Source organism: Streptomyces sp. 63XJN7_1_ISO-PGPR-S23-121 (genome assembly GCF_056173025.1).
This window is the reverse complement of the sequence record NZ_CM149653.1, coordinates 3,480,157-3,501,062: the sequence shown is the minus strand read 5'-3', so window position 1 is coordinate 3,501,062 and position 20,906 is coordinate 3,480,157. Positions and strand designations below refer to the sequence as shown.

The window sequence follows — 20,906 nt, the reverse complement described above, 5'->3', positions numbered from 1 at the left end:
GGCGGGTAGATGACGAGGGCGGGGTCACTGGGCATGCCCCCAGGGTGTGTCGGATGCCGTCCGTGCGCACCCGGGGACCGCCGGTGGGGCCGACGCGCGGAGCCGGGGGCGCACGGCCGGTCAGTGCCCCCCCCTCCTCCAACGGCCGATTACGGGCCGACTTCCCCGCGGACAGGTGCTGCAGGGCCTCGACCAGTTCCCGGCAGGCACGCTCCACCGAACGCCGGGTGTTGCGCTGTTCGGTGATCACCGCCGACAGCAGCAGCGCGGTCAGACCCATGACCCCGTTGAAGGCCTGGAGCTTGGTCATCACCTCGATGTCGGTCAGCCGCGCGAAGGAGCCCGACCGGTCCGTGGCGGCGACGGTGGCCGTGACGGAGGCGAAGAGCGCGCACGGCAGGCTGCCCGCCAGCTGGAACCGCAGGGCCGCCCAGATCAGCAGCGGGAAGACCAGGAACTGGAGGCCGGCCGGGCTCTGGGTGATCGGCGGCACCGCGGCGCCGACGACGAGGACCAGTGCCGCCGCCTCCGGCCACCGGGCGCGCGAGGGCGGCCAACGGGCCTCGTACAGGAGCAGGATCAGCGGGGTGACGAGGACGACGCCCATCGCGTCGCCCGCCCACCAGGCCAGCCAGACGGGCCAGAAGCGGTCCGGGGCGAGGTCGCCGGTGAGGACCGCCATGCCGACGCCGACGCCGGCGCTGATGAGCATGGCGGTGAGCGCACCGAGGAAGACCAGCGACAGGCCGTCGCGCAGCCGGCTCAGGTCGGTGCGGAAACCCACCGCGCGCAGCAGCAGGTACGCGCAGACGGGGGCGGCGGTGTTGCCGGCGACGATGCCGAGCGCCGAGGGCTGCAGCGGGGAGAGGGACACGACGACCAGGAGGGCGCCCAGGGCGATGCCGGGCACGCAGCGCGGCCCGAGGATCAGCAGGCAGGCCACCGCGACGCCGGTGGGAGGCCACATGGGGGACACCACCGCGCCCTCCACGACCAGGTGCCGCAGCCCGCCGCTGGGAGTCCTGGAGGGCATGGAGTACCCGGTGACCCGCTACCGGCTCACCACGGGCGGCGTCTTCCTGCTGCTCACGGACGGTGTGGTCGAGGGCCCCTCACTGCCGGTCGACGAGGGCCTCGAACGGGTCGTGCGGCTCGCCGGCATCGCGGCCGTCGGCGGCCTCCCTCGTCCTCGGAGACCCCGGACTTCCCGTCCGCCGTGGCCCACACGCAGGGGATGTGCCCGGCCCGCGCGCTCTCCAGCGTGCCGGTGCCGGGGTCGAAGCGCATGAAGGTGCAGGTGGCGAAGAGATCGGTGCCCAGCGTCAGGAGCAGGTCGTTCGTACAGGCGAGCAGTTCGCCGGGCGTCCCCCCTGCGCGGCGAGAGGATGTCGCCGGGCGGTCCCCCGTGATCGGCGGCGACGGGTACGCGCGGGCCGGAACGCGGCGCTGCGGGCCGGGAGGCCCCTCAGGCGGGGAGTAGGCCGTCCGGGTGGGACGGACTACGGCGGAGTGCCGCGGGGCCGGCGGGGGCGGGACGGCACGGTGGCCGGCGAGCCAACAAATGGTATCCCAATTATCGCGAACCTCTTGACGGTGCCGTTTGGCGAAAACTACGTTCTGGGACACGGAATCCCGGTTCCACTTCATGGAAACCGCCAGCTCCCCCTGCACCCCGACCAGGAGTCCCCGCATGACTGCCCTGGAAGACCGCCGTGCGTCCGCACCGACGGACGGCACCGCCACCAGCTCCGGCCTCTACACCTACGACCTGGCCCCGACGAAGAGGGAGGGGCGCCGCTGGGGCGCCTACAACGTCTTCACGCTCTGGGCCAACGACGTGCACAGCCTGGGCAATTACGCGTTCGCCATCGGACTGTTCGCCCTGGGGCTGAACGTCTGGGGCATCCTGGCCGCCTTCGCGCTCGCCTCCGTCCTGCTCTTCCTCCTGCTCACCCTGTCCGGGTTCATGGGACACAAGACGGGCGTCCCGTTCCCCGTGATGAGCCGTATCGCGTTCGGCATCAAGGGAGCGAAGATCCCAGCCGCCGTGCGCGGCGCCGTCGCCATCGCCTGGTTTGGTATCCAGACTTATCTCGCCTCGGCCGTACTCAGCGCTCTGCTGGTGGCGCTGTTCCCGGATCTGAGCCGGCTGGACACCGACTCCCTGCTCGGCCAGTCGACGCTCGGCTGGATCACTTTCCTGGTGCTGTGGGCGCTCCAGGTGCTCATCGTGAGCTACGGGATGCAGATGATCCGGCGGTACATGGCCTTCGCGGCACCCGTCACGCTGCTCACCATGTGCGCGCTCGCGGTCTGGATGTTCGTCCGCGCGGACGGTTCGGTGTCCCTGTCCGACGGCGATCCGCTCACCGGCGGCGCGATGTGGCTCCAGGTCCTCCAGGCGGCCGCGCTGTGGGTGGTGATCTACGGGACGTTCGTCCTGAACTTCTGCGACTTCACCCGGTCCGCGAGGGACCGGGGCTCCATCGTCCGGGGCAACGTGATCGGCATCCCGGTGAACATGCTCTTCTTCGCCTGCATCGTGGCGGTCCTCAGCGGGGCCCAGTTCAGCCTCGACGGACGCGTCATCACCAGCCCGACCGACATCGTCAGGTCCGTGCCCAACATGTTCCTGCTGGCGGTCGCCTCGCTCGCCCTCATCGCCCTGACGGTCGCGGTCAACCTGCTGGCCAACTTCGTGGCGCCGATCTACGCCCTGGTCAACCTCTTCCCCCGTCGGCTCGACTTCCGCCGGGCCGGTCTGGTGAGCGCCGTGCTGGGCCTGGTGATCACGCCCTGGAACCTCTACAACAGCCCGGTCGTCGTGAACTACTTCCTCGGCGGGCTCGGCGCCCTGCTCGGACCGCTCTTCGGCGTGATCATGGCGGACTACTGGCTGCTGCGGAAGGCCCGGGTCAACGTGCCCGCCCTCTACACCGAGGACGCGGACGCCGAGTACCACTACCGGCGGGGCTACAACCCGCGGGCCGTCGCCGCCTTCCTGCCGAGTGCCGCGATCGCCGTCGTGGTCGCCCTCGTGCCCTTCTTCCACGCCGCGGCCGGGTTCTCCTGGTTCGTCGGCGCCGCCGTCGCCGCCGCCCTGTACGCGGCGGTCGCCGACCGTGCCGCACCGATCCGCGACGTGGACGGCGAGGCCATCGCCGTCGCCGCCGAATGACCGACTCGAACCGAAGGCCCCACCCCATGCGCATCCTCGTGGTCAACGTCAACACCACACGGTCCATCACGGACGCGATCGGCAGGCAGGCGACGGGCGCCGCCTCACCGGGGACCGAGATCGTTCCCCTCACCCCCTCCTTCGGTGCCGAGTCCGTCGAGGGGAACTACGAGAGCTACCTCGCCGCGGTGGCCGTCATGGAGACCGTCCGCGCCCACCCCGAGCCGTTCGACGCGGTGATCCAGGCCGGATACGGTGAGCACGGGCGGGAGGGACTGCAGGAACTGCTGGACGTCCCCGTCGTCGACATCACCGAGGCCGCGGCGAGCACCGCGCAGTTCCTCGGCCGCCGCTACTCCGTCGTCACCACCCTCGACCGCACGGTGCCCCTCATCGAGGAGCGGCTGGCGGCGGCCGGGCTGAGTGCCCGGTGCGCGTCCGTGCGGGCCAGCGGAGTCGCCGTCCTGGAACTCGAGCGCGACGAACGTGCGGCCGTGGACGCCATCGCCGAACAGGCCGCCCGGGCGGTGGAGGACGACCGGGCCGAGGTGATCTGCCTCGGCTGCGGAGGGATGGCCGGCCTCACGGAACGCGTCGAGGAGCGCACCGGGGTTCCCGTCGTCGACGGGGTGACCGCCGCCGTGACCGTCGCGGAGTCCCTGGTCCGTCTCGGCCTGTCCACGTCCAAGGTCCGCACGTACGCGGCGCCGCGCCCCAAGCGGATCGTCAACTGGCCCCCGGCGCCCAGCTGACGGCCCGCGTCGTCCCGCCTCCGTCCGGGCCGCCCGCAGCGGTCCGGACCGCTGGTCGCACCGGCCGCGCGGTATCCTGACGGGCCGCTCCGCTGCCGCGCCGCACCGCCGCAGCCGGTGCGCCGTGGAACGGGACGAACGACGAAGGACGGCGATGACCGCGGCAGGGGAATTCACGCCCGAGTCCGAGCGGGTGACCCGGCAGTTGCGCGACGAGATCCTGGACGGGGTGCGACGGCCGGGGAGCAGACTCGTCGAGCGGGAGCTGGCCGAGGCTCTCGGTGTGAGCCGGCTGCCCGTCCGCGAGGCCCTGCGGACACTGGTGTCCGAGGGGCTGGTGACACCCAGGCCGCGGACATGGGCGGTGGTACGCGAGTTCACCGCGAGCGACATCGCCGATCTCGACGAAGTCCGCTCGGGTCTGGAGACCCTCGCCTTCCGGCTCGCCGCGCAACGGCACACCCGCGCCGGGCTGGAGAAGCTGCGCACGATCGTGGACACCGAGCTGACGGCGGCCCGGGCCAGCGACGCGGTACGGGCCCACCGGGCGGCGGCCGACTTCCACCAGACCGTCATCTCCCTCGCCGCCAACGAACTGCTCAACGAGCTGGAAGGCGTTCTGCGCAGCCGGCTGCGGTGGCTCATGGGCCGGCACGACGACCTCGAGGGCGTCGCGCTGGAACACGAGGCCCTCTGCCGGGCGATCGCGGAACGCGACGTCGACCGGGTGCAGGAGCTCGTCCTGGCCCACCTCGCCACGAGCCGCAGCGCCGCCCTGGGCCACCACGCCCGGCAGGACGGGGAGCAGGAGCGGACCTGACGACCGCCGGCGCCCGCCGGCCGGAGGCACCGCCGCGCGCCGGGCCGCCGGACGTCACAAGGTCACGTCGGACCACTGGTCGAGCGGGTCGGCGTCGTCGGAGAACCCGCCGGGGCCGCCGTCCCGGCGGTCCAGCGTCTGCTCGGTCCAGATGACCTTGCCCGTGGGGGTGTACCGGGTTCCCCAGCGTTCGGCGTACCGGGCGACGAGGAACAGGCCGCGGCCGCCCTCGTCCGTGGCGGCCGCGTGGCGCAGGTGCGGGGAGGTGCTGCTGCCGTCGGCCACCTCACAGATCAGACCGCGGTCGCGCAGCAGGCGGACGTTGATGGGTGCGCTGCCGTGGCGGATGGCGTTGGTGACCAGTTCGCTGAGGATGAGCTCGGTGGTGAAACCGGCCTCCGCCAGGCCCCAGGTCTCCAGCTGCCGGCCGACGTCGGCGCGGACCGCGGAGACGGCCGCGGTGTCGCGGGGTACGTCCCATTCGGCGACCTGCCCGGGGTCGAGCACCCGGGTGCGGGCGACCAGGAGCGCGATGTCGTCGCGCGCTTGGTCCGGCGGGAGGGCCTGGAGCACCGCGCGGCAGGTCTGCTCGGGGGTCCGGTCGGGGTGGGACAGCGCGGCGCGCAGGATGTCGAGGCCTACGTCCAGGTCCCGGTCGCGGTCCTCGACGAGCCCGTCGGTGTAGAGGACGAGCTGGCTTCCCTCGGGCACCTGGAACTCGGTGCTCTCGAAGGGCAGGCCGCCCAGGCCCAGCGGCGGGCCGGCCGGCAGGTCGGGGAAGGACACGGTGCCGTCCGGGAGGACGAGGGCGAGGGGCGGGTGTCCCGCCCGGGCCGGACAGCAGGTGCCGGCGACCGGGTCGTAGACGACGTAGAGACAGGTGGCGCCGATGAGCCCCTCGTCCTCCCCCTGGGCCGCCCGCTCCCGGTCGAGCCGGGCGACCAGGTCGTCCAGGCGGGCCAGCAGTTCGTCGGGGGCCAAATCGAGGGTGGCGAAGTTGTGCACCGCGGTACGCAGCCGTCCCATGGTGGCCGCCGCGTGCAGCCCGTGTCCCACCACGTCCCCGACCACCAGCGCCACCCGGGCGCCGGACAGCTCGATCACGTCGAACCAGTCGCCGCCCACCCCCGCCTGGGCCGGCAGGTAGCGGTGGGCCAGTTCCAGGGCGCTCGGTTCCGGCAGGTCACGGGGCAGCAGGCTGCGTTGCAGGGTGACCGCCATGGCGTGCTCACGGGCGTAGCGGCGGGCGTTGTCGAGCGCGACGGCGGCACGGGCGGCCAGTTCCTCGGCGAACGGCACGTCCTCCTCGTCGAACGGCTTCGACCGGCCCGCGCGCCAGAAGCTCACCACGCCGAGCACGGCGCCGCGGGCACGCAGCGGCACCGTGATCAGGGCGTGGACGTCGTGGTCCGGCGAGGGCGCCGTGTCTCCGCCGTCCGGCGCGAGTCCCGCCTCGGCCGCGCTCAGGTCCGTCTCCAGTACCGCCCGGCCGCTCGCCACGCACCGTGCCTGGGGTGTGGAGCCGGCGAAGCGGACCGCACGGCCCACCGGCAGGGGTACCGGTCCGGTGCCGCTCCCGCTCACGGCGGCACGGCGCATGTCGGTGGCCATGGCCACCGGCTCCCTGCCGCTCAGCACCTCCTCGGTCAGTTCGACGGTGACGAGGTCGGCGAAGCGCGGCACCGCCACCTCGGCCAGCTCCCGTGCGGTGCGCTCCACGTCCAGGGTGGAGCCGACACGTACCCCGGCGTCGTAGAGCAGTGTCAGGCGCTCGCGCGCCACCTCGGCCCGCCCGGTCAGGGCGCGCAGCTCGGTGGTGTCCCTGAGCGACACCACGCTCCCGGCGTACGCGCCGTCGGGGGCCGTGGGGCGCTTGTTGACCGCGAGCAACCGGTCGGCGGTCAGGTGCACCTCGTCGGTGGCCGTCCGGTCCGACGTCAGCAGGTCGGCGATGCCCGCGTCCAGGCCCAGGTCGGTGATGCGCGGCCGGTCGAGATCGGGCGGCAGGTCGAGCAGGCGCCGCGCCTCGTCGTTGGCCAGCAGCAGCCGCCCGTCGCCTCCCGTGATCAGCACGCCCTCGCGCACCGCGTGCAGCACCGCGTCGTGGTGGTCGTACATGCGGGTCATCTCCACCGGGCCCAGGCCGTGGGTCTGGCGCAGCAGCCGGCGGCTCACCAGTGCCGTGCCGCCCGCGCACACGACCAGTGCCCCGGCCGTGGCGCCGAGGAGGATCGGCAGCTGCCCGGCCGCCATGTCCGCCACCTTGCGGACCGTGATGCCGACCGTCACCGCTCCGACGGCGGTACCGTCGGCCTTGGTCACGGCGACGGTGGAGACGACCGAGAGCCCCACGCTCGTCTCGGCGGTCCGTGTCTCGGGCCGGTTCGGCGGTGCGGACGGACCGCTGGCGAGTTCGCCGATCCGGGCGGGGTCGGGGTGGGTGAAGCGGACCCCGTCCCGCGACTTCACGACGATGAGGTCGACGCCGGTGTCGTGCCTGATCCTCTCGGTGACGGGCTGCAGTACCGCGGTGGGGTCGGATCCGGTGATCGCGGCCTGTGTGCCGGGCGCGTGCGCGAGTGTGCTGGCGATGTCCAGGGACCGGTGCCGGGCCTCCTGGGTGCTGTCGTTCCGGGACTGGAGCACGAGGGCCAGGAGTGCGGCGGCCACGGTGAGGACGACGACGATCACCTGGAACAGGAGGACCTGGCCGGCGACGCTGCGCACGTCGAACAGGGATCGCAGCCGTCCCCCGGGGCGCGTCGGCCGGAAGCCGTCACCGCGCCGCCGGGACTCCCGGTGCCGGCCGGTGGCGGTGCGCGGAGGCCGCTCGTCGGCGGGGCGGGGGGACGGGGCCCGGGGGCGACTGGGGTGTGCGCTCACGCTCCGTGTTCCTCCCTCCCAAGTGTCCGGCCCTGGGTGGGGTGCCTCCGGTTCACGGCCGGGGAGCCGCCGGGGGCGCGCGCCGCGCGGAGCGGGTGACGTCGCGGCGGTCGCCTGCCGGGTCGCTTTCCAGGATGCTCGTCGCATTCCTCGCGAATGAGTCAACCGTACCCGCTCGGGCCTCACGGCGCGGTGCGTCGCGGGCCGCCCGGCACAGCGCACGGCGCCCGGAAGCGTGAGGCTTCCGGGCGCCGTGGTGGGTTCAACGCGTCCCGGTCAGGCGGGGGTGATGTTCTCCGCCTGCGGGCCCTTCTGGCCCTGGGTGATGTCGAAGGTCACGGCCTGGCCTTCCTGGAGCTCGCGGTACCCGCTGGCGTTGATGTTGGAGTAGTGCGCGAAGACGTCGGGGCCGCCGCCGTCCTGCGCGATGAAGCCGAAGCCCTTTTCCGAGTTGAACCACTTGACGGTACCGCTGGCCATGCCTTTGCCTTTCAGCCGATATCGGATCCGCACCGCGCGGACCCGGAGGTGGTCGTCCTGGTCCAAGGCACTGCACAGCAGACCGCCCGCACCACGGTGCGGGCGGTCGGGTCGAACCACGACATCTGACGATGACGCTACACGGCATGTCCGCGCCCCACCAGTGAGTAAGGGCCTCAAGAGCGAACGGTGTTGCGCCCGCGGGGCTCCACGCACCGGTACGCCCCCGTCCGGCGGACGCCGCGGTGTCCTCTTCCGTCACTCCCCGTGCACGGCGTCGTCCGTGCGCCATACGGGCGAGACCCGGGGCATCGGCACGACCCGGCCGCGCGGGTGGTCAACCAATGAGGTGCCCACCTACCGAACCGGAGGTTGAGATGAGCGTCAGGAAAGCCCTGGCCCTGGTGATCGGCGCGGTGTTGTGCACCGGTCTGCTGGGAACGGGCTGCTCCGCGCGGACGCCCGACGGGCCCCCCGCACGACCGGCGTCCCCCCGCCCCGCCCCGGCGGGCCCGACCGCCCGCCCGCTGCCCGGGCTGGGACCCGCCGTCCGAACACTCGTGCCCGCCGCCACCCGGCAGGCCCTGGTGGTCCGGGGTGAGACACCGGACTCCAACCGGGCCCAGGTGGTGCTCTACGAACGGCACCCCGCACGGGGCTGGCAGGCCGTGGCCGGTCCCTGGTCGGCCCACAACGGGCTGCTCGGCTGGACGGAGGACCACACCGCGGGCGACCTGCGCACGCCCGTCGGCGTCTTCCGGATCGGCGACGCGGGGGGCCGGCTGCCCGACCCGGGGACCCGGCTCCCCTACGACCAGGACCCCGAGTTCGCCCTCTCGGGCACCGGCCACCTGGGTGAGGACCTGGAGGGCTCGTTCGACCACGTGATCGCCGTCGACTACAACCGGGTGCCCGGCACCACCCCGCTGGACAAGACACGGCCGCTGGGCGAGGACAAGGGCGGCGGGGTGTGGATCCACGTGGACCACGGCGGGCCGACCAACGCCTGCGTGTCCCTGGACGAGGAGCACCTGGTCGCGCTGCTGCGCGCCCTGGACCCGGACCTGAGGCCGGTCGTCGTCATGGGGCCCGCCTCGGCACTGGCGCGGTAGCGGGCGCGGCGGCACGGTCCCGCCGCGGCCCGGTACGGGTGCCGTGGCGGGACCGGTGGTGCGCGCCGGGTCAGCTCGGCGTGGCCCGCCAGCGCTGCCGGGCTCCGCCGTCGTCGGTGGACTGGACGACGAGGCCGTCGGCGGTGGCGGTGAGGGACTGCCCGCTGTGCCGTGCCGTCGGGGTGAGCGTCCCGTCCTGCGCGGTGACGGTCCACCGCTGGTTGGCGGTGCCGGTGCACGTGTACTGGACCACCGCGGCTCCGGCGGCCTGCGAGCTGCCGGCCACGTCGGTGCAGAGGCCGCTGCCGGCGTTCTTCAGCTCGTAGGTGCCGTCGTCGTCGCGGGTCACGTTCCACTTCTGCGACGGCGACGTGGAGGCCGCGCCGACCCGCAGCGGGCCGGCCTCGCTGTCCCCGGGCGCCTCGAGCCGTTCGTCGCCGCCGGTGCGGGCCAGGGCGCCTCGCCGAGCGGCTGGCCGGCGAGGCGGAGGCGGCCGGGTAGGGCACGGCGAGGGAGGGTCAAGGCCGGCGGCGCGGGAGTGTACGTCCGGGTGCCGCGGCTCGGGGGCGCCGTCGAGCGTCCGGGCCGCGGGCGAGTTCCGGCGGCCGGTGCCCGCCGGTGCGGCTTCCGGGCCGCGCTCGGTCAGAACAGGCGTTCCTGCGCGCCGGACGGCCTGGTGCGCGGCCGGTCGCGGCGCGGGGTGGTCCGCTCGGGTGCCGTGTCCCCGAACAGGGGGGCCGTGCCGTACTCGTCCGGCTCGGCCGGAACGGTGGTGGGACCGGTGCCCACGTTCAGCCGCAGCGGGGCTTCCACGTCGAAGTCCCCCGGGGTCATCGCGGTCCACTCCCGGTCCTGCCGCTCACCCACGCACCGACCCCTCTCGCACCGCGAGCGGCGGTGGTCGCCGCTCGGCCTGTTGTGAGGGATTCTGCCCGTTCCGCGTCCCGCCTCACCGGGCACGTCGACCGTCACGCGGCTCCGGCCGTCGGTGTGGCCCCGCGCACGGGGGAGAACGCGGGGCCACACGAGAAAGCTATCGGAGTGGTCCGCCGCCCACCAGACCCGCCCCCGTGCCGCCGCCCGTGGCCACCGCGCGGCCCCTCACCCGGACGGCGGACGGCCGCGGGACGCCGGCCGGGGCCCTGCCGCCCGGCGTCCCGCGCTCCCGGCCGCGCGGGCACACACTGGAGACATGGACCATCCCGATCCGCCGGAGGCGGTGTCACAGCGCTTTTCCGGGGAGCCGCGGAGCGCGGCGGCGGCTCGAGGGTTCGTGCGCGCGGCGCTCGAGAGCGTCGCGCCGGACCTGAGCGACACCGCCCAGTTCCTCACCGGTGAGCTGGTCACCAACGCGGTGCTGCACGCCGGCACCGGGATCAAGGTGGAGGTCCGCGTGCACGACGGCCGGGTACGCGTGGCGGTCGGCGACCGCCGGCCCCTTCGTGGTCCCGTACCGCGCCACTCACCGCCGTACGCCGGCACGGGGCACGGACTGGCGCTGGTCGAGCAGTTGGCGTCGCGGTACGGGGCCGACACCGGTGACGCGGACAAGACCGTGTGGTTCGAGCTGTGGCACGGCGGTCCGCCGCCGCCGTCGCCCGGTTGGGAGGCCGCCGCCCCGCCGGACCCGCACGGGACGGTGACCCTGGTCGACGTGCCCAGCGCCCTGTGCTCGGCGGCGCAGCAGTACCGGCACGCCCTGCTGCGCGAGCTGATCCTGGCCGCGTCCGCCGGGGACCACCTCGACGTGCGGCCGCGCGACCTCGCCACCGCCCACGACACCAACAACGTGATCAGCGCCGGTCTGACGGCTGCCCCCGCCCAGCCGGTCGCCGACGCGGACCTGCGCTCCGTGTCCCTGGCACTCCCGGCCGACGCGGCACCGGCGGTCCGCACACTGCGCCGCGTGCTCGAGACGGCCGAGGAGGCGGCCCGGGGGGAGCGGCTGCTGACCCTGCCCGCGCTGCCGCGCGGACGCGCCTTCCAGGACTGGCTGTTCGACGAGATCGCCGGTCAGCTCGCCGGGGACCGGCCGACCGCGTGGACCGTGCTCCCCCGCGAGCCGGAGGTCACCTCCTCGGACCTGCTGCCGTGGGACGTCTCCCACGTGCGGGCCGGCCGGCTCCCGACCATCGCCGCCGACGAGACCAACCGCATCATCGCGGCGAACGGGCCGGCAGCCGACCTGCTCGGCTGGAGCCCGGACGATCTGGTCGGACGCAAGCTGACCACCCTCATCCCCGAGCACCTGCGCGAGCGGCACACCGCGGCCTTCACGTCCATGCTGCTCACCGGACGCACCCGCATCGTGGGCCGGTCCGTGCCGCTTCCCGCGCTGCACCGCGACGGCCGGCTGCTTCCGGTCCGGCTCTACATCCAGACGCAGGAGACGGCCGACGGCCGCACCGTCTTCGTGGGCCAGCTCTCCCCGCGGGCCACGACGTCGCTCGACTCGCCGGGGCGGATGCACAGGGACCGGCGCGCCCCGCTGCCGGACCCCGGCAGAGACCGCTCGCCGGCCGCTCCTCCACGCGCCCGGCCGCCGCAGGGCGCCGCCGGTCACGCCATGACAGCGATGGACCGGCTGTCCCTGCTGGCCGACACGGCGGCCGAACTCAGCAACACCCTGGACCTGGACGAGGGCCTGCGGCGCGTCGGCGGGCTGCTCACGCGGCGGCTGGCCGACTGGTGCGCGGTGGACCTGTTCACCGAGCACGCCCTGGTGGACCGGGTCTGTGTCGTCCACCGGGACGCGCGCGGGCTGCGTCCCGAGGCGTACGAGGGCCGGCTGCCGCCGGTCTCCGAGGTCTCGCGCGGCCCGCTGGCCCGGGCGCTGCGCGGGGCGGGACCCCTGCTGCTCACCGGGCCCCCGACCCCCGGGCAGGCCGTGAGCGAACTCGACCGGGACTACGCCGACCTGTTCCGGCGGCTCGGTGCGGGCAGTGCCGTCGTCGCCCCGATGCGGGCCCGCCGGGACATCTTCGGCGCGCTGACGGTCACCCGGACCGGCGGCGCCCCGCCGTTCACCGAGGAGGACCTGCCCCTCGTCGACGACCTGGTGCACAGCCTGGCCCTGGGCGTGGACAACGTCCGGCTGTACCAGCAGACCCGCAGCATCGCCGAACGGCTGCAGCTCTCCCTGCTGCCCGTGCTGCCGGACGTCGGGCATCTGCAGCTGGCCGCCCGCTACGCCGCCTCCTCCACCACCGCGCAGGTCGGCGGTGACTGGTACGAGAGCTTCGTCGTGCCCAGCGGGGACACCGCCGTGGTCATCGGCGACGTCACGGGGCACAACCTGGACGCGGCCATCGCCATGAGCCAGCTGCGGAGCATGCTCCGGGGCATCGCCGTGGACCGCCGGGAACCGCCCGCGGAGGTGCTGCACCGGCTGGACCTGGCGAACCACAGCCTCCACCGGGAGGCCACCGCCACCTGCCTCTACGGCATCGTCAAGGGCCCCGCCGAGGGCCCCTGGGAGCTGCACCACTCCTCCGCCGGTCATCTGCCGCCCCTGCTCACCACCAGGGACGGCGGGACCCGCTACCTCGAACAGGGCGCGGGCCTGCTCCTCGGCATGGATGCGGACGCGGCCCGCCGGACGGCGTCCGACGCGCTGCCGGCCCACTCGACGCTGCTGCTGTACACCGACGGTCTGGTCGAGCGCCGCGACGAGGTCCTCGACGTCGCCCTGGACCGGCTGAGCCGGCACGCCGCCGCCCTGGCCCGCGAGCCCCTCGACACGTTCTGCGACGAGTTGCTGATCGGGCTGGGCGCCGACAGTGCCGACGACATCGCGGTCCTCGCCGTCCGTCCCGTCCCGCCCGCCTGATCCGGGGATGCCGGGAGCGCGGGTGGGTCGATCACGGCGTGACGACGGCGAAGCGGGGGTCGGGACGCTCCATGAGGCCGGCCAGGGTGGTCAGGGCGGTGAGGTCGCCGTCCGTGGTGATCCTCCCGGCCTTGACGGCCTCGGGGAACGTGGTGGCGCGGCCGACGACCGCGTCGAGGGTGGCGCGGGTCAGGCGCAGGGTGAGGTGCGGCGCCTCGCCGCGCGGGGCGTCGCCGGGCATCGGGGCGAGGGCGCCGTTGGACAGCAGCAGTGACCACACCTCGGCGGAGGCGCCCGGCGCGGGATCGTCACCGGTGATCTCCCAGCGCAGCAGGAGCCGTCCGGCCGCGGCGGCGCGGAGGCCGTCGATGCGGACGGCCAGGGACTGGAAGATCTGCTCGACGGTCAGCGCGGCGGTGATGCCCGACGACGCGCCGCGGCCGGGCGGCGGCTTCGCGGGGCGGGTGCTGCCACAGGTGCGCCGGGTTGCCGTCGAACCAGCCCATGTAGCGCTGGGAGACGGCCTTGGCGTTGTGGCTGAGGGAGCCGTAGTGGCCGCCGATGTGCGCGCGTGCCTCCAGCGCGGGCGGGAAGCGCAGTTCCTCCGCGATCTCGGCGCCGGTGTGTCCGGCGTTGATGAGGCGCACGCACTGGTCGTGGAGGTAGGCGTAGGCGTCCGCGTCCCAGACCGTGCGGTCGGCCGCGTCCCGCACCACGCCCGGCGGCAGTCGGGCGACGAATCCGCGGTCGGCGTCGGCGAGGTCCTGGTCGTCGTCGGCCGGTCGGTGGACGGGGCGGGCGTGGTGCCGGGCATGCGGTCCTCCTCTGGTCGGGGTACGGGACGGTCGGCGGGCGGGGTGGGTCAGGCCAGGGTCGCCAGTCCCTTGGCGATGCCGTTGCGCTGGATCTCCGAGGTGCCGGTCAGCACCCGGAACATGCGCAGTCTGCGGAAGAGGTACTCGATCTCGTTGCCCTGGGTGAGCCTCTCCTTGCCGTGGATCTGCACCGCCTCGTCGAGGAGCCGGAAGGCAGACTCGGCCACGAAGAGCTTGCACATGAACGCCTCGGTCCGCACGTCCTCGTCGCGGTCGAGGGCGGCCAGCGCGGCGTAGGTCATGGCGCGTGCCGCGTACAGGCCGGCGGCCATGTCGGCGAGCTTGTGCTGGGTGGCCTGGAGGGCGAGCAGGGGCTTGCCGTTCACGGTGCGGGCGAGGGCGCGGTCCCGGGAGAGTTGGAGGGCGCGGCGGGCGGCGCCGACGGCCGACGGGCAGTGCAGGAGGCGGTTGACGGTCACGCGGCCCAGCGCGATGCGCAGGCCCTTGCCCTCCTCGCCCAGCAGGTTGGCGGCGGAGACCCGGCAGGGGCGCGGAAGAACACAGGCGCAGGCCCAGGCGCAGGCCCAGGCGCAGGCACAGGCGCGCAGGCACACGCACAGGCACAGGCGGCAGCGCGTCCGCACGCAGGACGGGGCGCGGGCCCTGTTGAAGAACGGCGGCGACCCCGTCGAGGCGGTGGCCGGCCGGTGACCTTTCCGGGTGCGTCAGGCCGCGCGCACCCGGGGCCGCAGCGCGCGGACGGGCGCGAGCGGGGTGCGGGCGGCGCTGACCCGGTAGGTCGTCCGGGCCGGGTCGGTCACGGGGTCGCCGAGCGTGATGCGGCCGGCGGCGTGCAGCGCGTCGCACTCGGCGGTCGGCAGTGCGACGTAGCACCCGCCCTTGCCCGTCGTGGAGTCCAGCGGCCGCCAGTAGCTGTACCTGCGGCGCCCGCCCTCCCGGACGGTGACGAACACGGGGGTGCGCGCGTCGGAGACGATGCGCAGGACGTCGGACTCCGCGGGGCTGAGGGGGCCGCCCGGGCGGGGCCGCCGGCGCCCCTGGGCGGGCACTGCCGCGAGGGGAGGGACGGCAGCGAGCTGGGCGGGGCGGCCGGTCGCGCGGGAGTCGGCGGTCTGCGGGAGCAGGGCGGTGGGCGGCATCGGCTGTGGCCTTTCCAGTCAGTGACTCGAGACCGCCTACCCGGTCCGGCCGGTGTTGATCTCGCTTGTGCCCGCATTCTTCAACAGGGCACTGACAATTCCGAGGCGGCGCTCCCGGTACGCCGCCTCAGCCGTGGGCCGACGCGGCGTCAACCCTCCCCAGCGGATGGGGGTTGAGGCGGGCGAATCCCTCCTGCCGCTCGTAGGGGAAGTAGGGGTAGGGGGCGTCCTTGGCGCTCGCGGCGTCGAGGCGGGCCACCTGATCCTCGGTCAGGGACCAGCCGACGGCCCCCAGGTTCTGCCGGAGCTGCTCCTCGTTGCGCGCGCCGACGAGGACCGAGGAGACGGTCGGGCGCCGCAGCAGCCAGTTGATGGCGATCTGGGGGACCGTCCGGCCCGTCTCCTCGGCCACGGCGTCGAGGGCGTCCACCACCCGGTAGAGGTGGTCGTCGGCGACGGGCGGGCCGTAGTCGGCCGTGGCGTGGAGCCGGCTGCCCGCGGGAAGCGGCCGGCCGCGGCGGATCCGGCCCGTCAGCCGCCCCCAGCCCAGAGGGCTCCAGACGACGGCTCCGACCCCCTGGTCGAGCCCCAGCGGCATGAGCTCCCACTCGTAGTCCCGGCCGACGAGGGAGTAGTAGACCTGATGCGCCGCGTACCGCTGGTAGCCGTGCCGGTCGGCGTCGGCCAGCGACTTCATCAGCTGCCAGCCACTGAAGTTGGACACGCCGGTGTACCGGATCTTCCCGGCCCGCACGAGATCGTCGAGGGTGGACAGCACCTCGTGCACGGGGGTCCGGGCGTCGTAGGCGTGCAGCTGGAAGAGGTCGATGTAGTCCGTGCCCAGCCGGCGCAGGGCCAGGTCCACCGCCTTGATCAGCCGCGCCCGCGAGGTGCCCGCGTCCGCCGGTCCGTCGCCGGTCGGGAGGCCGGCCTTCGTCGAGAGGAGCACCTGGTCCCGGCGTCCCTTGACGGCGGCACCGAGCACTTCCTCCGACGCTCCGCCGGAGTAGACGTCGGCGGTGTCGAACATGGTCACCCCCGCCTCCAGGCAGATGTCGACCAGCCGGCGCGCCTGCGCCTCGTCCGTGTCGCCCCACGCCCCGAAGAGCTCTCCGCGCCCGCCGAAGGTGCCGGCGCCGAAGCTCAGCGCCGGGACCATGAGCCCGGACGCGCCCAGTCTCCTGTATTCCACAACCGCATCCCCTCGTCCGGCCGCCCCGTCGGCCGAGCGACGAGACGGCAACCACTTAACGGGACGTACATTCCGTTAAGATGTCCACAGGCTAACACCGCACGAGCACCTAATGGAACCGGAGTCCCGTTATGACGTCCGACAGCGTGGAGCCGGGCACGGTCCGCCCGGGTGGCCGCACGGCCCGGGTGCGGGCCGCGGTACTGCGGGCCGCCGGTGACGCACTGGCCGAGCACGGGCTGGCCGGCCTGGACCTGGCGGACGTGGCCCGGCGCGCCGAGGTCGGCCGGACCACCGTCTACCGCCGCTGGGGCACCCCGGCCAACCTGGTCGCCGACCTGCTCACGGACATGGCCGAGCAGTCCCTCCCCCGCACGGAGACGGGCAGCCTGCCCGACGATCTGCGCGCCAACGCCCGGCTCGTGCAGCGCACCCTGGCCGACGCGCGGCAGGGCGCGCTGTTCAAGGCGATGATCGCCGCCGCGACCTGTGACGCGCAGGCGGCGGCCGCCCTCCGCCGCTTCTACGACATCCGCGTCGCCGAGTGGGAGCCCTGCGTCCGGCAGGCCGTCGAGCGCGGTGAGCTGCCCGAGGGGACCGACACGCACGAAGTGATGCGTGCCGTCTCCGCCCCCCTGTACTACCGCCTGCTGACCACCGGCGAGCCGCTCGACGAGGCGGCGGCGGACCGTGCCGCGGAGGCCGCGGTGGCGGCGGCACGGGCGGGAGTCTTCGCGCCGACCGGACCCTGAGAGGGGACCCGCCCGCGGGGCGGCCGTGGCACCCGCGGGCTTTTTCTCTCGTCCAAAGCCTTGCCCGATCGATGCCTCACCACTTAAATCACAGCTTGAACTAAGCGGTACTGCGCAGCCGTTCGTCTCGGCCGCCGCTCCCGGCAGCCGGCCGGGAAGGCCGGTCCCCCTCCCTGTCCGCACCCGCAGAAAGCTCCCCGCATGAGACTCAGATCCCTGGGTGTCGCGCTCGTCGCCACGGCGGCGCTCGTCACCCTCCCCGCACCGGTGACGGCATCCGCGGCCGACACCCCTCTGTCCCAGGGCCGCACGGTCACGGCCTCCTCCACCGAGAACGCCGGGACGGTCCCCGGCAACGCCGTCGACGGCGACACGGCCACGCGGTGGTCGTCGGCCGCGAGCGACGACCAGTGGCTCCAGGTCGACCTCGGCGCCACGGCCTCCGTCACCCGGGTCGTCCTCGACTGGGAGGCCGCGTACGGCAAGGACTACCGGATCCAGCTCTCCCCGGACGGCGGCACCTGGACCGACGTGAGGACGGTGACCGGCGGCGACGGCGGCACCGACACCCTGGACGTCTCGGGGCAGGGCCGCTACGTCCGGATGCAGGGCGTACACCGGGCCACCCCGTGGGGCTACTCCCTGTGGGAGTTCCAGGTCTTCGGCACCACCGGGGGCACCGCGCCCGGTTCCTGCGGCACCGACAACGCCGCCCGCGGCAGGCCGGCCACCGCCTCCTCCGTGGAGAACGCCGGGACCCCGGCGTCCGCCGCCTTCGACGGTGACGCCGGCACCCGCTGGTCCAGCCGGGCGTCCGACCCGCAGTGGGTCCAGGTCGACCTGGGGTCGGTACGCGACCTGTGCAAGGTGGACCTGAACTGGGAGGCCGCCTACGCCCGGGAGTTCCGGATCGAGGCATCCCCGGACGGGCAGAACTGGCACACGCTCAAGAGCGTGACGGGAGGCACCGGGGGCAAGGCCTCCTACGACGTCAGCGGCTCGGGCCGCTACGTCCGCGTCCAGGGCACGGTCCGCGCGACCGGCTACGGCTACTCGCTGTGGGAGGTCGCCGTCCACACCGGCACGACCGGCACGCCCCCGGTCGAGGGCGGCGGCGACCTGGGACCGAACGTCATCGTCGTGGACCCCTCCACCCCGAACCTCCAGCAGAAGTTCGACCAGGTCTTCGCCCAGCAGGAGTCGAACCAGTTCGGCAGCGGGCGCTACCAGTTCCTGATGAAGCCGGGCACCTACAACGGCATCAACGCCCAGCTCGGCTTCTACACCTCCGTCTCCGGACTCGGCCTCAACCCGGACGACACGCAGATCAACGGCGACATCACCGTGGACGCGGGCTGGTTCAACGGCAACGCCACCCAGAACTTCTGGCGTTCGGCGGAGAACCTCGCCATCACGCCGTCCAACGGCACCGACCGCTGGGCGGTCGCCCAGGCCGCCCCGTTCCGCCGCATCCACGTCAAGGGCGGCCTCAACCTCGCCCCCAACGGCTACGGATGGGCCTCCGGCGGATACATCGCCGACTCGAGGATCGACGGCACGGTCGGTCCCTACTCGCAGCAGCAGTGGTACACCCGGGACAGCTCGGTCGGCGGCTGGACCAACGGCGTCTGGAACATGACCTTCACCGGCGTCGAGGGCGCACCGGCGAGCAACTTCGAGACAGGTCCGTACACCACGCTCGACACCACGCCGGTGTCGCGCGAGAAGCCGTTCCTCTACCTGGACGGCGACGCCTACAAGGTGTTCGTGCCCGCCAAGCGCACCAACGCCCGCGGTGTGTCCTGGCCCGCCAACACAGGCGGCACGTCCCTGCCCCTCAGCCAGTTCTACGTCGTCAAGCCCGGCGCGACGGCCGCGACCATCAACGCCGCCCTCGCCCAGGGGCTCAACCTGCTGTTCACGCCCGGTGTCTACCACCTCGACCGGACCATCGAGGTGAACCGGGCGAACACGGTCGTCCTGGGACTCGGGCTCGCCACCATCGTCCCGGACGGCGGCGGCGACGCCCTGCACGTCGCCGACGTCGACGGTGTGCGGCTCGCCGGCTTCCTGATCGACGCCGGTCCGGTGAGGTCCGACGCGCTGCTTCGGATCGGGACGCCGGGCGGCAACGCGGACCACTCCGCCAACCCCACCACCATGCAGGACGTGTTCGTCCGGGTCGGCGGCGCGGGCCCGGGCCTTGCCACCGACTCCGTCGTGATCGACAGCGACGACGTGATCGTCGACCACACCTGGATCTGGCGCGCCGACCACGGTCAGGGCGTCGGCTGGGAGACCAACCGGGCCGACTACGGACTGCGCGTCAACGGCGACGACGTCCTCGCCACCGGACTGTTCGTGGAGCACTTCAACAAGTACGACGTGTACTGGAGCGGAGAGCGCGGCCGCACGATCTTCTTCCAGAACGAGAAGGCGTACGACGCCCCGAACGAGGCCGCCATCACCCACGACGGCATCGTCGGCTACGCCGCCTACAAGGTCGCCGACTCGGTGAACCAGCACGACGCGGTGGCGCTCGGCAGTTACTGCAACTTCACCGCGGACGACACGATCGTCCAGCACCACGGGTTCCAGGTGCCGGTCCGGCCGGGCATCAGGATGCGCCACCTGATGGTGATCTCCCTGGGCGGCAAGGGCCAGTACGCGCACGTGATCAACGACACCGGCGCGCCCACGTCGGGGACGGACACGGTGCCGTCCAAGGTCACCCAGTTCCCGTGACGGACGGGTGAACCGCGTGCTCGTGCGCCCGGGGGACGGTGTATCCGGGCGCACGGGCCGCCGGCGGCGGGCACGCGGAATCCGCCATTGCCGCCGGTACGCCGGCGCTGCCGGGCGGCCGGGCGCGGTTCCCGGCGGGACCGGCGCCCGTACGGCGCTGTCGTGCGGGAACGCCGTCCGACACGGGTTGTGACGGTTCCGTCACATCTCCTTCACGACACGCACACTTCCAGCCGAGCCGCGTTCCCGCTGTTCCCGGCGGTGCAGACGGTGCGCGGGGGCCGTGCCTAGTCTCCCGGGCCATGCGATCCACACGAACGAGACGCTTCGGTCTCGCCACGATCATCGCCCTCGCCCTCGCCCTGTTCGGCCTGGCGCCCTCCGCGAGCGCCGCCGACCCGGCCCCGGCCGAGCTGACGTTCAGCACCGACGCGGCGACCACGCAGCCGGGCGGCACGGTGAACCTGTCGATGACCATCAAGAACAACAAGACCTACGACATCTGGTTCGTCTACCAGACGATCGACCCGACCTGGCTGACCACCCAGCGCCCCGACCTCAAGTACAGCTTCACCGGTTGCAGTCTGGCGTCGGACAACGGAGCCGTCCCGTGCAGCGGGACCGGGCCCGCCAACCTGGGCACCAACTACGGCGCCACCATCCCGCCCGGCCAGAGCCGCACCGTCACACTGACGCTGCAGGTCGCCGCCGACTCCGGGTGCAACGGCAACATCGGCTTCTACTCGTACTACTACGTCGAGTTCAGCGACAGCACGAGCGTCAACGGCGGGCCGGCCTACACGCCGGAGACCCGAGTCCTGTGCGCCTGACCGCACCTCCTCCCGCCCACTGAAGCCCGGCGGCGGGCCGCCCACGAAGGGCCGCCCGCCGCCGGCCTCCGGATCACGCGTGACCTGATCCGACACCTGGGCCCGAGGGGCCATTGGTAGAGACCTCTGACACCGCGAATCGACGGAACGCGATGTTCCGCGGCCGCCGGATTCCGTTTCACAGCAGTACACGGGCCTGGTGACGGGCCCGGCCCCGCACGCTGCGCCTATCGATCCACACCGGGCGCCGTCCCGGCCGGGACCGAATGGACACATGCGCTTTTCCGTCAAGTTCCGCAGCAGGCACACAAAAACTCCACACAGACCTCACTATGTGACGCGACGGATGCGTTGACGA

General features: G+C 73.4%; 16 protein-coding genes and 4 pseudogenes. 9 read left to right on the top strand and 11 right to left on the bottom strand.

Annotation, left to right across the window (positions count from 1 at the left end; translation table 11 throughout):
- Positions 1–142: 142 nt before the first annotated feature.
- Positions 143–1,012: pseudogene (locus AC0VYN_RS15310) on the bottom strand (MASE1 domain-containing protein); the annotation flags it as partial.
- Here AC0VYN_RS15310 and AC0VYN_RS15305 point away from each other — a divergent pair.
- Positions 1,008–1,181: pseudogene (locus tag AC0VYN_RS15305) on the top strand (SpoIIE family protein phosphatase); the annotation flags it as partial. The pseudogenes AC0VYN_RS15310 and AC0VYN_RS15305 overlap by 5 nt on opposite strands.
- On the opposite strand, the pseudogene AC0VYN_RS15300 reads toward AC0VYN_RS15305, so the two are convergent.
- A pseudogene (locus AC0VYN_RS15300) lies at positions 1,177–1,368 on the bottom strand (SpoIIE family protein phosphatase); the annotation flags it as partial. The pseudogenes AC0VYN_RS15305 and AC0VYN_RS15300 sit on opposite strands and share 5 nt — an antisense overlap.
- 322 nt (positions 1,369–1,690) lie before the next feature.
- On the opposite strand from AC0VYN_RS15300, the gene AC0VYN_RS15295 reads away from it, so the two are divergent.
- The 3 genes from AC0VYN_RS15295 (at position 1,691) to AC0VYN_RS15285 (ending at position 4,750) form a co-directional block, all read left to right on the top strand.
- Positions 1,691–3,178 carry an NCS1 family nucleobase:cation symporter-1 gene (locus AC0VYN_RS15295; RefSeq protein ID WP_475536463.1) on the top strand — a complete coding sequence of 496 codons (1,488 nt, stop codon included), beginning with the start codon at positions 1,691–1,693 and terminating at the stop codon, positions 3,176–3,178.
- 26 nt (positions 3,179–3,204) lie between these two features.
- Positions 3,205–3,930 carry an aspartate/glutamate racemase family protein gene (locus AC0VYN_RS15290; RefSeq protein WP_475536462.1) on the top strand — a complete coding sequence of 242 codons (726 nt, stop codon included), beginning with the start codon at positions 3,205–3,207 and terminating at the stop codon, positions 3,928–3,930.
- Positions 3,931–4,084: 154 nt separating this feature from the next.
- Positions 4,085–4,750, top strand: a complete 666-nt coding sequence (locus AC0VYN_RS15285; protein ID WP_475536461.1) for a GntR family transcriptional regulator — start codon at positions 4,085–4,087, stop codon at positions 4,748–4,750.
- 54 nt (positions 4,751–4,804) lie between these two features.
- Here the strand turns inward: AC0VYN_RS15285 and AC0VYN_RS15280 are convergent, their stop codons facing one another.
- Positions 4,805–7,633, bottom strand: a complete 2,829-nt coding sequence (locus AC0VYN_RS15280; RefSeq protein ID WP_475536460.1) for a SpoIIE family protein phosphatase — start codon at positions 7,631–7,633, stop codon at positions 4,805–4,807.
- Positions 7,634–7,909: 276 nt separating this feature from the next.
- A complete protein-coding gene (locus tag AC0VYN_RS15275; protein ID WP_028964611.1) occupies positions 7,910–8,113 on the bottom strand; it encodes a cold-shock protein in 204 nt (67 codons plus the stop codon).
- A gap of 377 nt (positions 8,114–8,490) precedes the next feature.
- Between AC0VYN_RS15275 and AC0VYN_RS15270 the strand changes: the two genes are divergently transcribed.
- Entirely contained in the window at positions 8,491–9,225 is a 735-nt protein-coding gene (locus tag AC0VYN_RS15270) for a L,D-transpeptidase family protein (protein ID WP_475536459.1), read from the top strand.
- A 70-nt stretch (positions 9,226–9,295) separates the two neighbouring features.
- Here the strand turns inward: AC0VYN_RS15270 and AC0VYN_RS15265 are convergent, their stop codons facing one another.
- Together AC0VYN_RS15265 and AC0VYN_RS15260 are read right to left on the bottom strand one after the other, a co-directional pair.
- Positions 9,296–9,679: an RICIN domain-containing protein gene (locus AC0VYN_RS15265; RefSeq protein WP_475536888.1), complete on the bottom strand. Its 384-nt coding sequence runs from the start codon at positions 9,677–9,679 to the stop codon at positions 9,296–9,298.
- Between the two features lie 188 nt (positions 9,680–9,867).
- A complete protein-coding gene (locus AC0VYN_RS15260; protein ID WP_475536458.1) occupies positions 9,868–10,092 on the bottom strand; it encodes a hypothetical protein in 225 nt (74 codons plus the stop codon).
- 325 nt (positions 10,093–10,417) lie between these two features.
- Between AC0VYN_RS15260 and AC0VYN_RS15255 the strand changes: the two genes are divergently transcribed.
- Positions 10,418–13,054 carry a SpoIIE family protein phosphatase gene (locus AC0VYN_RS15255; RefSeq protein WP_475536457.1) on the top strand — a complete coding sequence of 879 codons (2,637 nt, stop codon included), beginning with the start codon at positions 10,418–10,420 and terminating at the stop codon, positions 13,052–13,054.
- Between the two features lie 31 nt (positions 13,055–13,085).
- Here the strand turns inward: AC0VYN_RS15255 and AC0VYN_RS15250 are convergent, their stop codons facing one another.
- The 5 genes and pseudogenes from AC0VYN_RS15250 to AC0VYN_RS15230 form a co-directional block, all read right to left on the bottom strand.
- Positions 13,086–13,436 carry an alkyl sulfatase C-terminal domain-containing protein gene (locus AC0VYN_RS15250; protein ID WP_475536887.1) on the bottom strand — a complete coding sequence of 117 codons (351 nt, stop codon included), beginning with the start codon at positions 13,434–13,436 and terminating at the stop codon, positions 13,086–13,088.
- A 58-nt stretch (positions 13,437–13,494) separates the two neighbouring features.
- Positions 13,495–13,731, bottom strand: a pseudogene (locus tag AC0VYN_RS15245) (alkyl sulfatase dimerization domain-containing protein); the annotation flags it as partial.
- A gap of 185 nt (positions 13,732–13,916) precedes the next feature.
- A complete protein-coding gene (locus AC0VYN_RS15240; protein WP_475536456.1) occupies positions 13,917–14,513 on the bottom strand; it encodes an acyl-CoA dehydrogenase family protein in 597 nt (198 codons plus the stop codon).
- Between the two features lie 81 nt (positions 14,514–14,594).
- Positions 14,595–15,029, bottom strand: coding sequence for a hypothetical protein (locus tag AC0VYN_RS15235; RefSeq protein WP_475536455.1), 435 nt, complete (start codon positions 15,027–15,029; stop codon positions 14,595–14,597).
- 127 nt (positions 15,030–15,156) lie between these two features.
- Positions 15,157–16,221: an aldo/keto reductase gene (locus AC0VYN_RS15230; RefSeq protein ID WP_475536454.1), complete on the bottom strand. Its 1,065-nt coding sequence runs from the start codon at positions 16,219–16,221 to the stop codon at positions 15,157–15,159.
- Positions 16,222–16,352: 131 nt separating this feature from the next.
- Between AC0VYN_RS15230 and AC0VYN_RS15225 the strand changes: the two genes are divergently transcribed.
- The 3 genes from AC0VYN_RS15225 to AC0VYN_RS15215 all read left to right on the top strand — a co-directional run bounded on the left by AC0VYN_RS15225 (position 16,353) and on the right by AC0VYN_RS15215 (position 20,548).
- Positions 16,353–16,973: a TetR/AcrR family transcriptional regulator gene (locus tag AC0VYN_RS15225; RefSeq protein ID WP_475536453.1), complete on the top strand. Its 621-nt coding sequence runs from the start codon at positions 16,353–16,355 to the stop codon at positions 16,971–16,973.
- Positions 16,974–17,174: 201 nt separating this feature from the next.
- A complete protein-coding gene (locus AC0VYN_RS15220; RefSeq protein ID WP_475536452.1) occupies positions 17,175–19,718 on the top strand; it encodes a discoidin domain-containing protein in 2,544 nt (847 codons plus the stop codon).
- Positions 19,719–20,020: 302 nt separating this feature from the next.
- Positions 20,021–20,548, top strand: a complete 528-nt coding sequence (locus AC0VYN_RS15215; protein ID WP_475536451.1) for a hypothetical protein — start codon at positions 20,021–20,023, stop codon at positions 20,546–20,548.
- Positions 20,549–20,906: the final 358 nt, after the last annotated feature.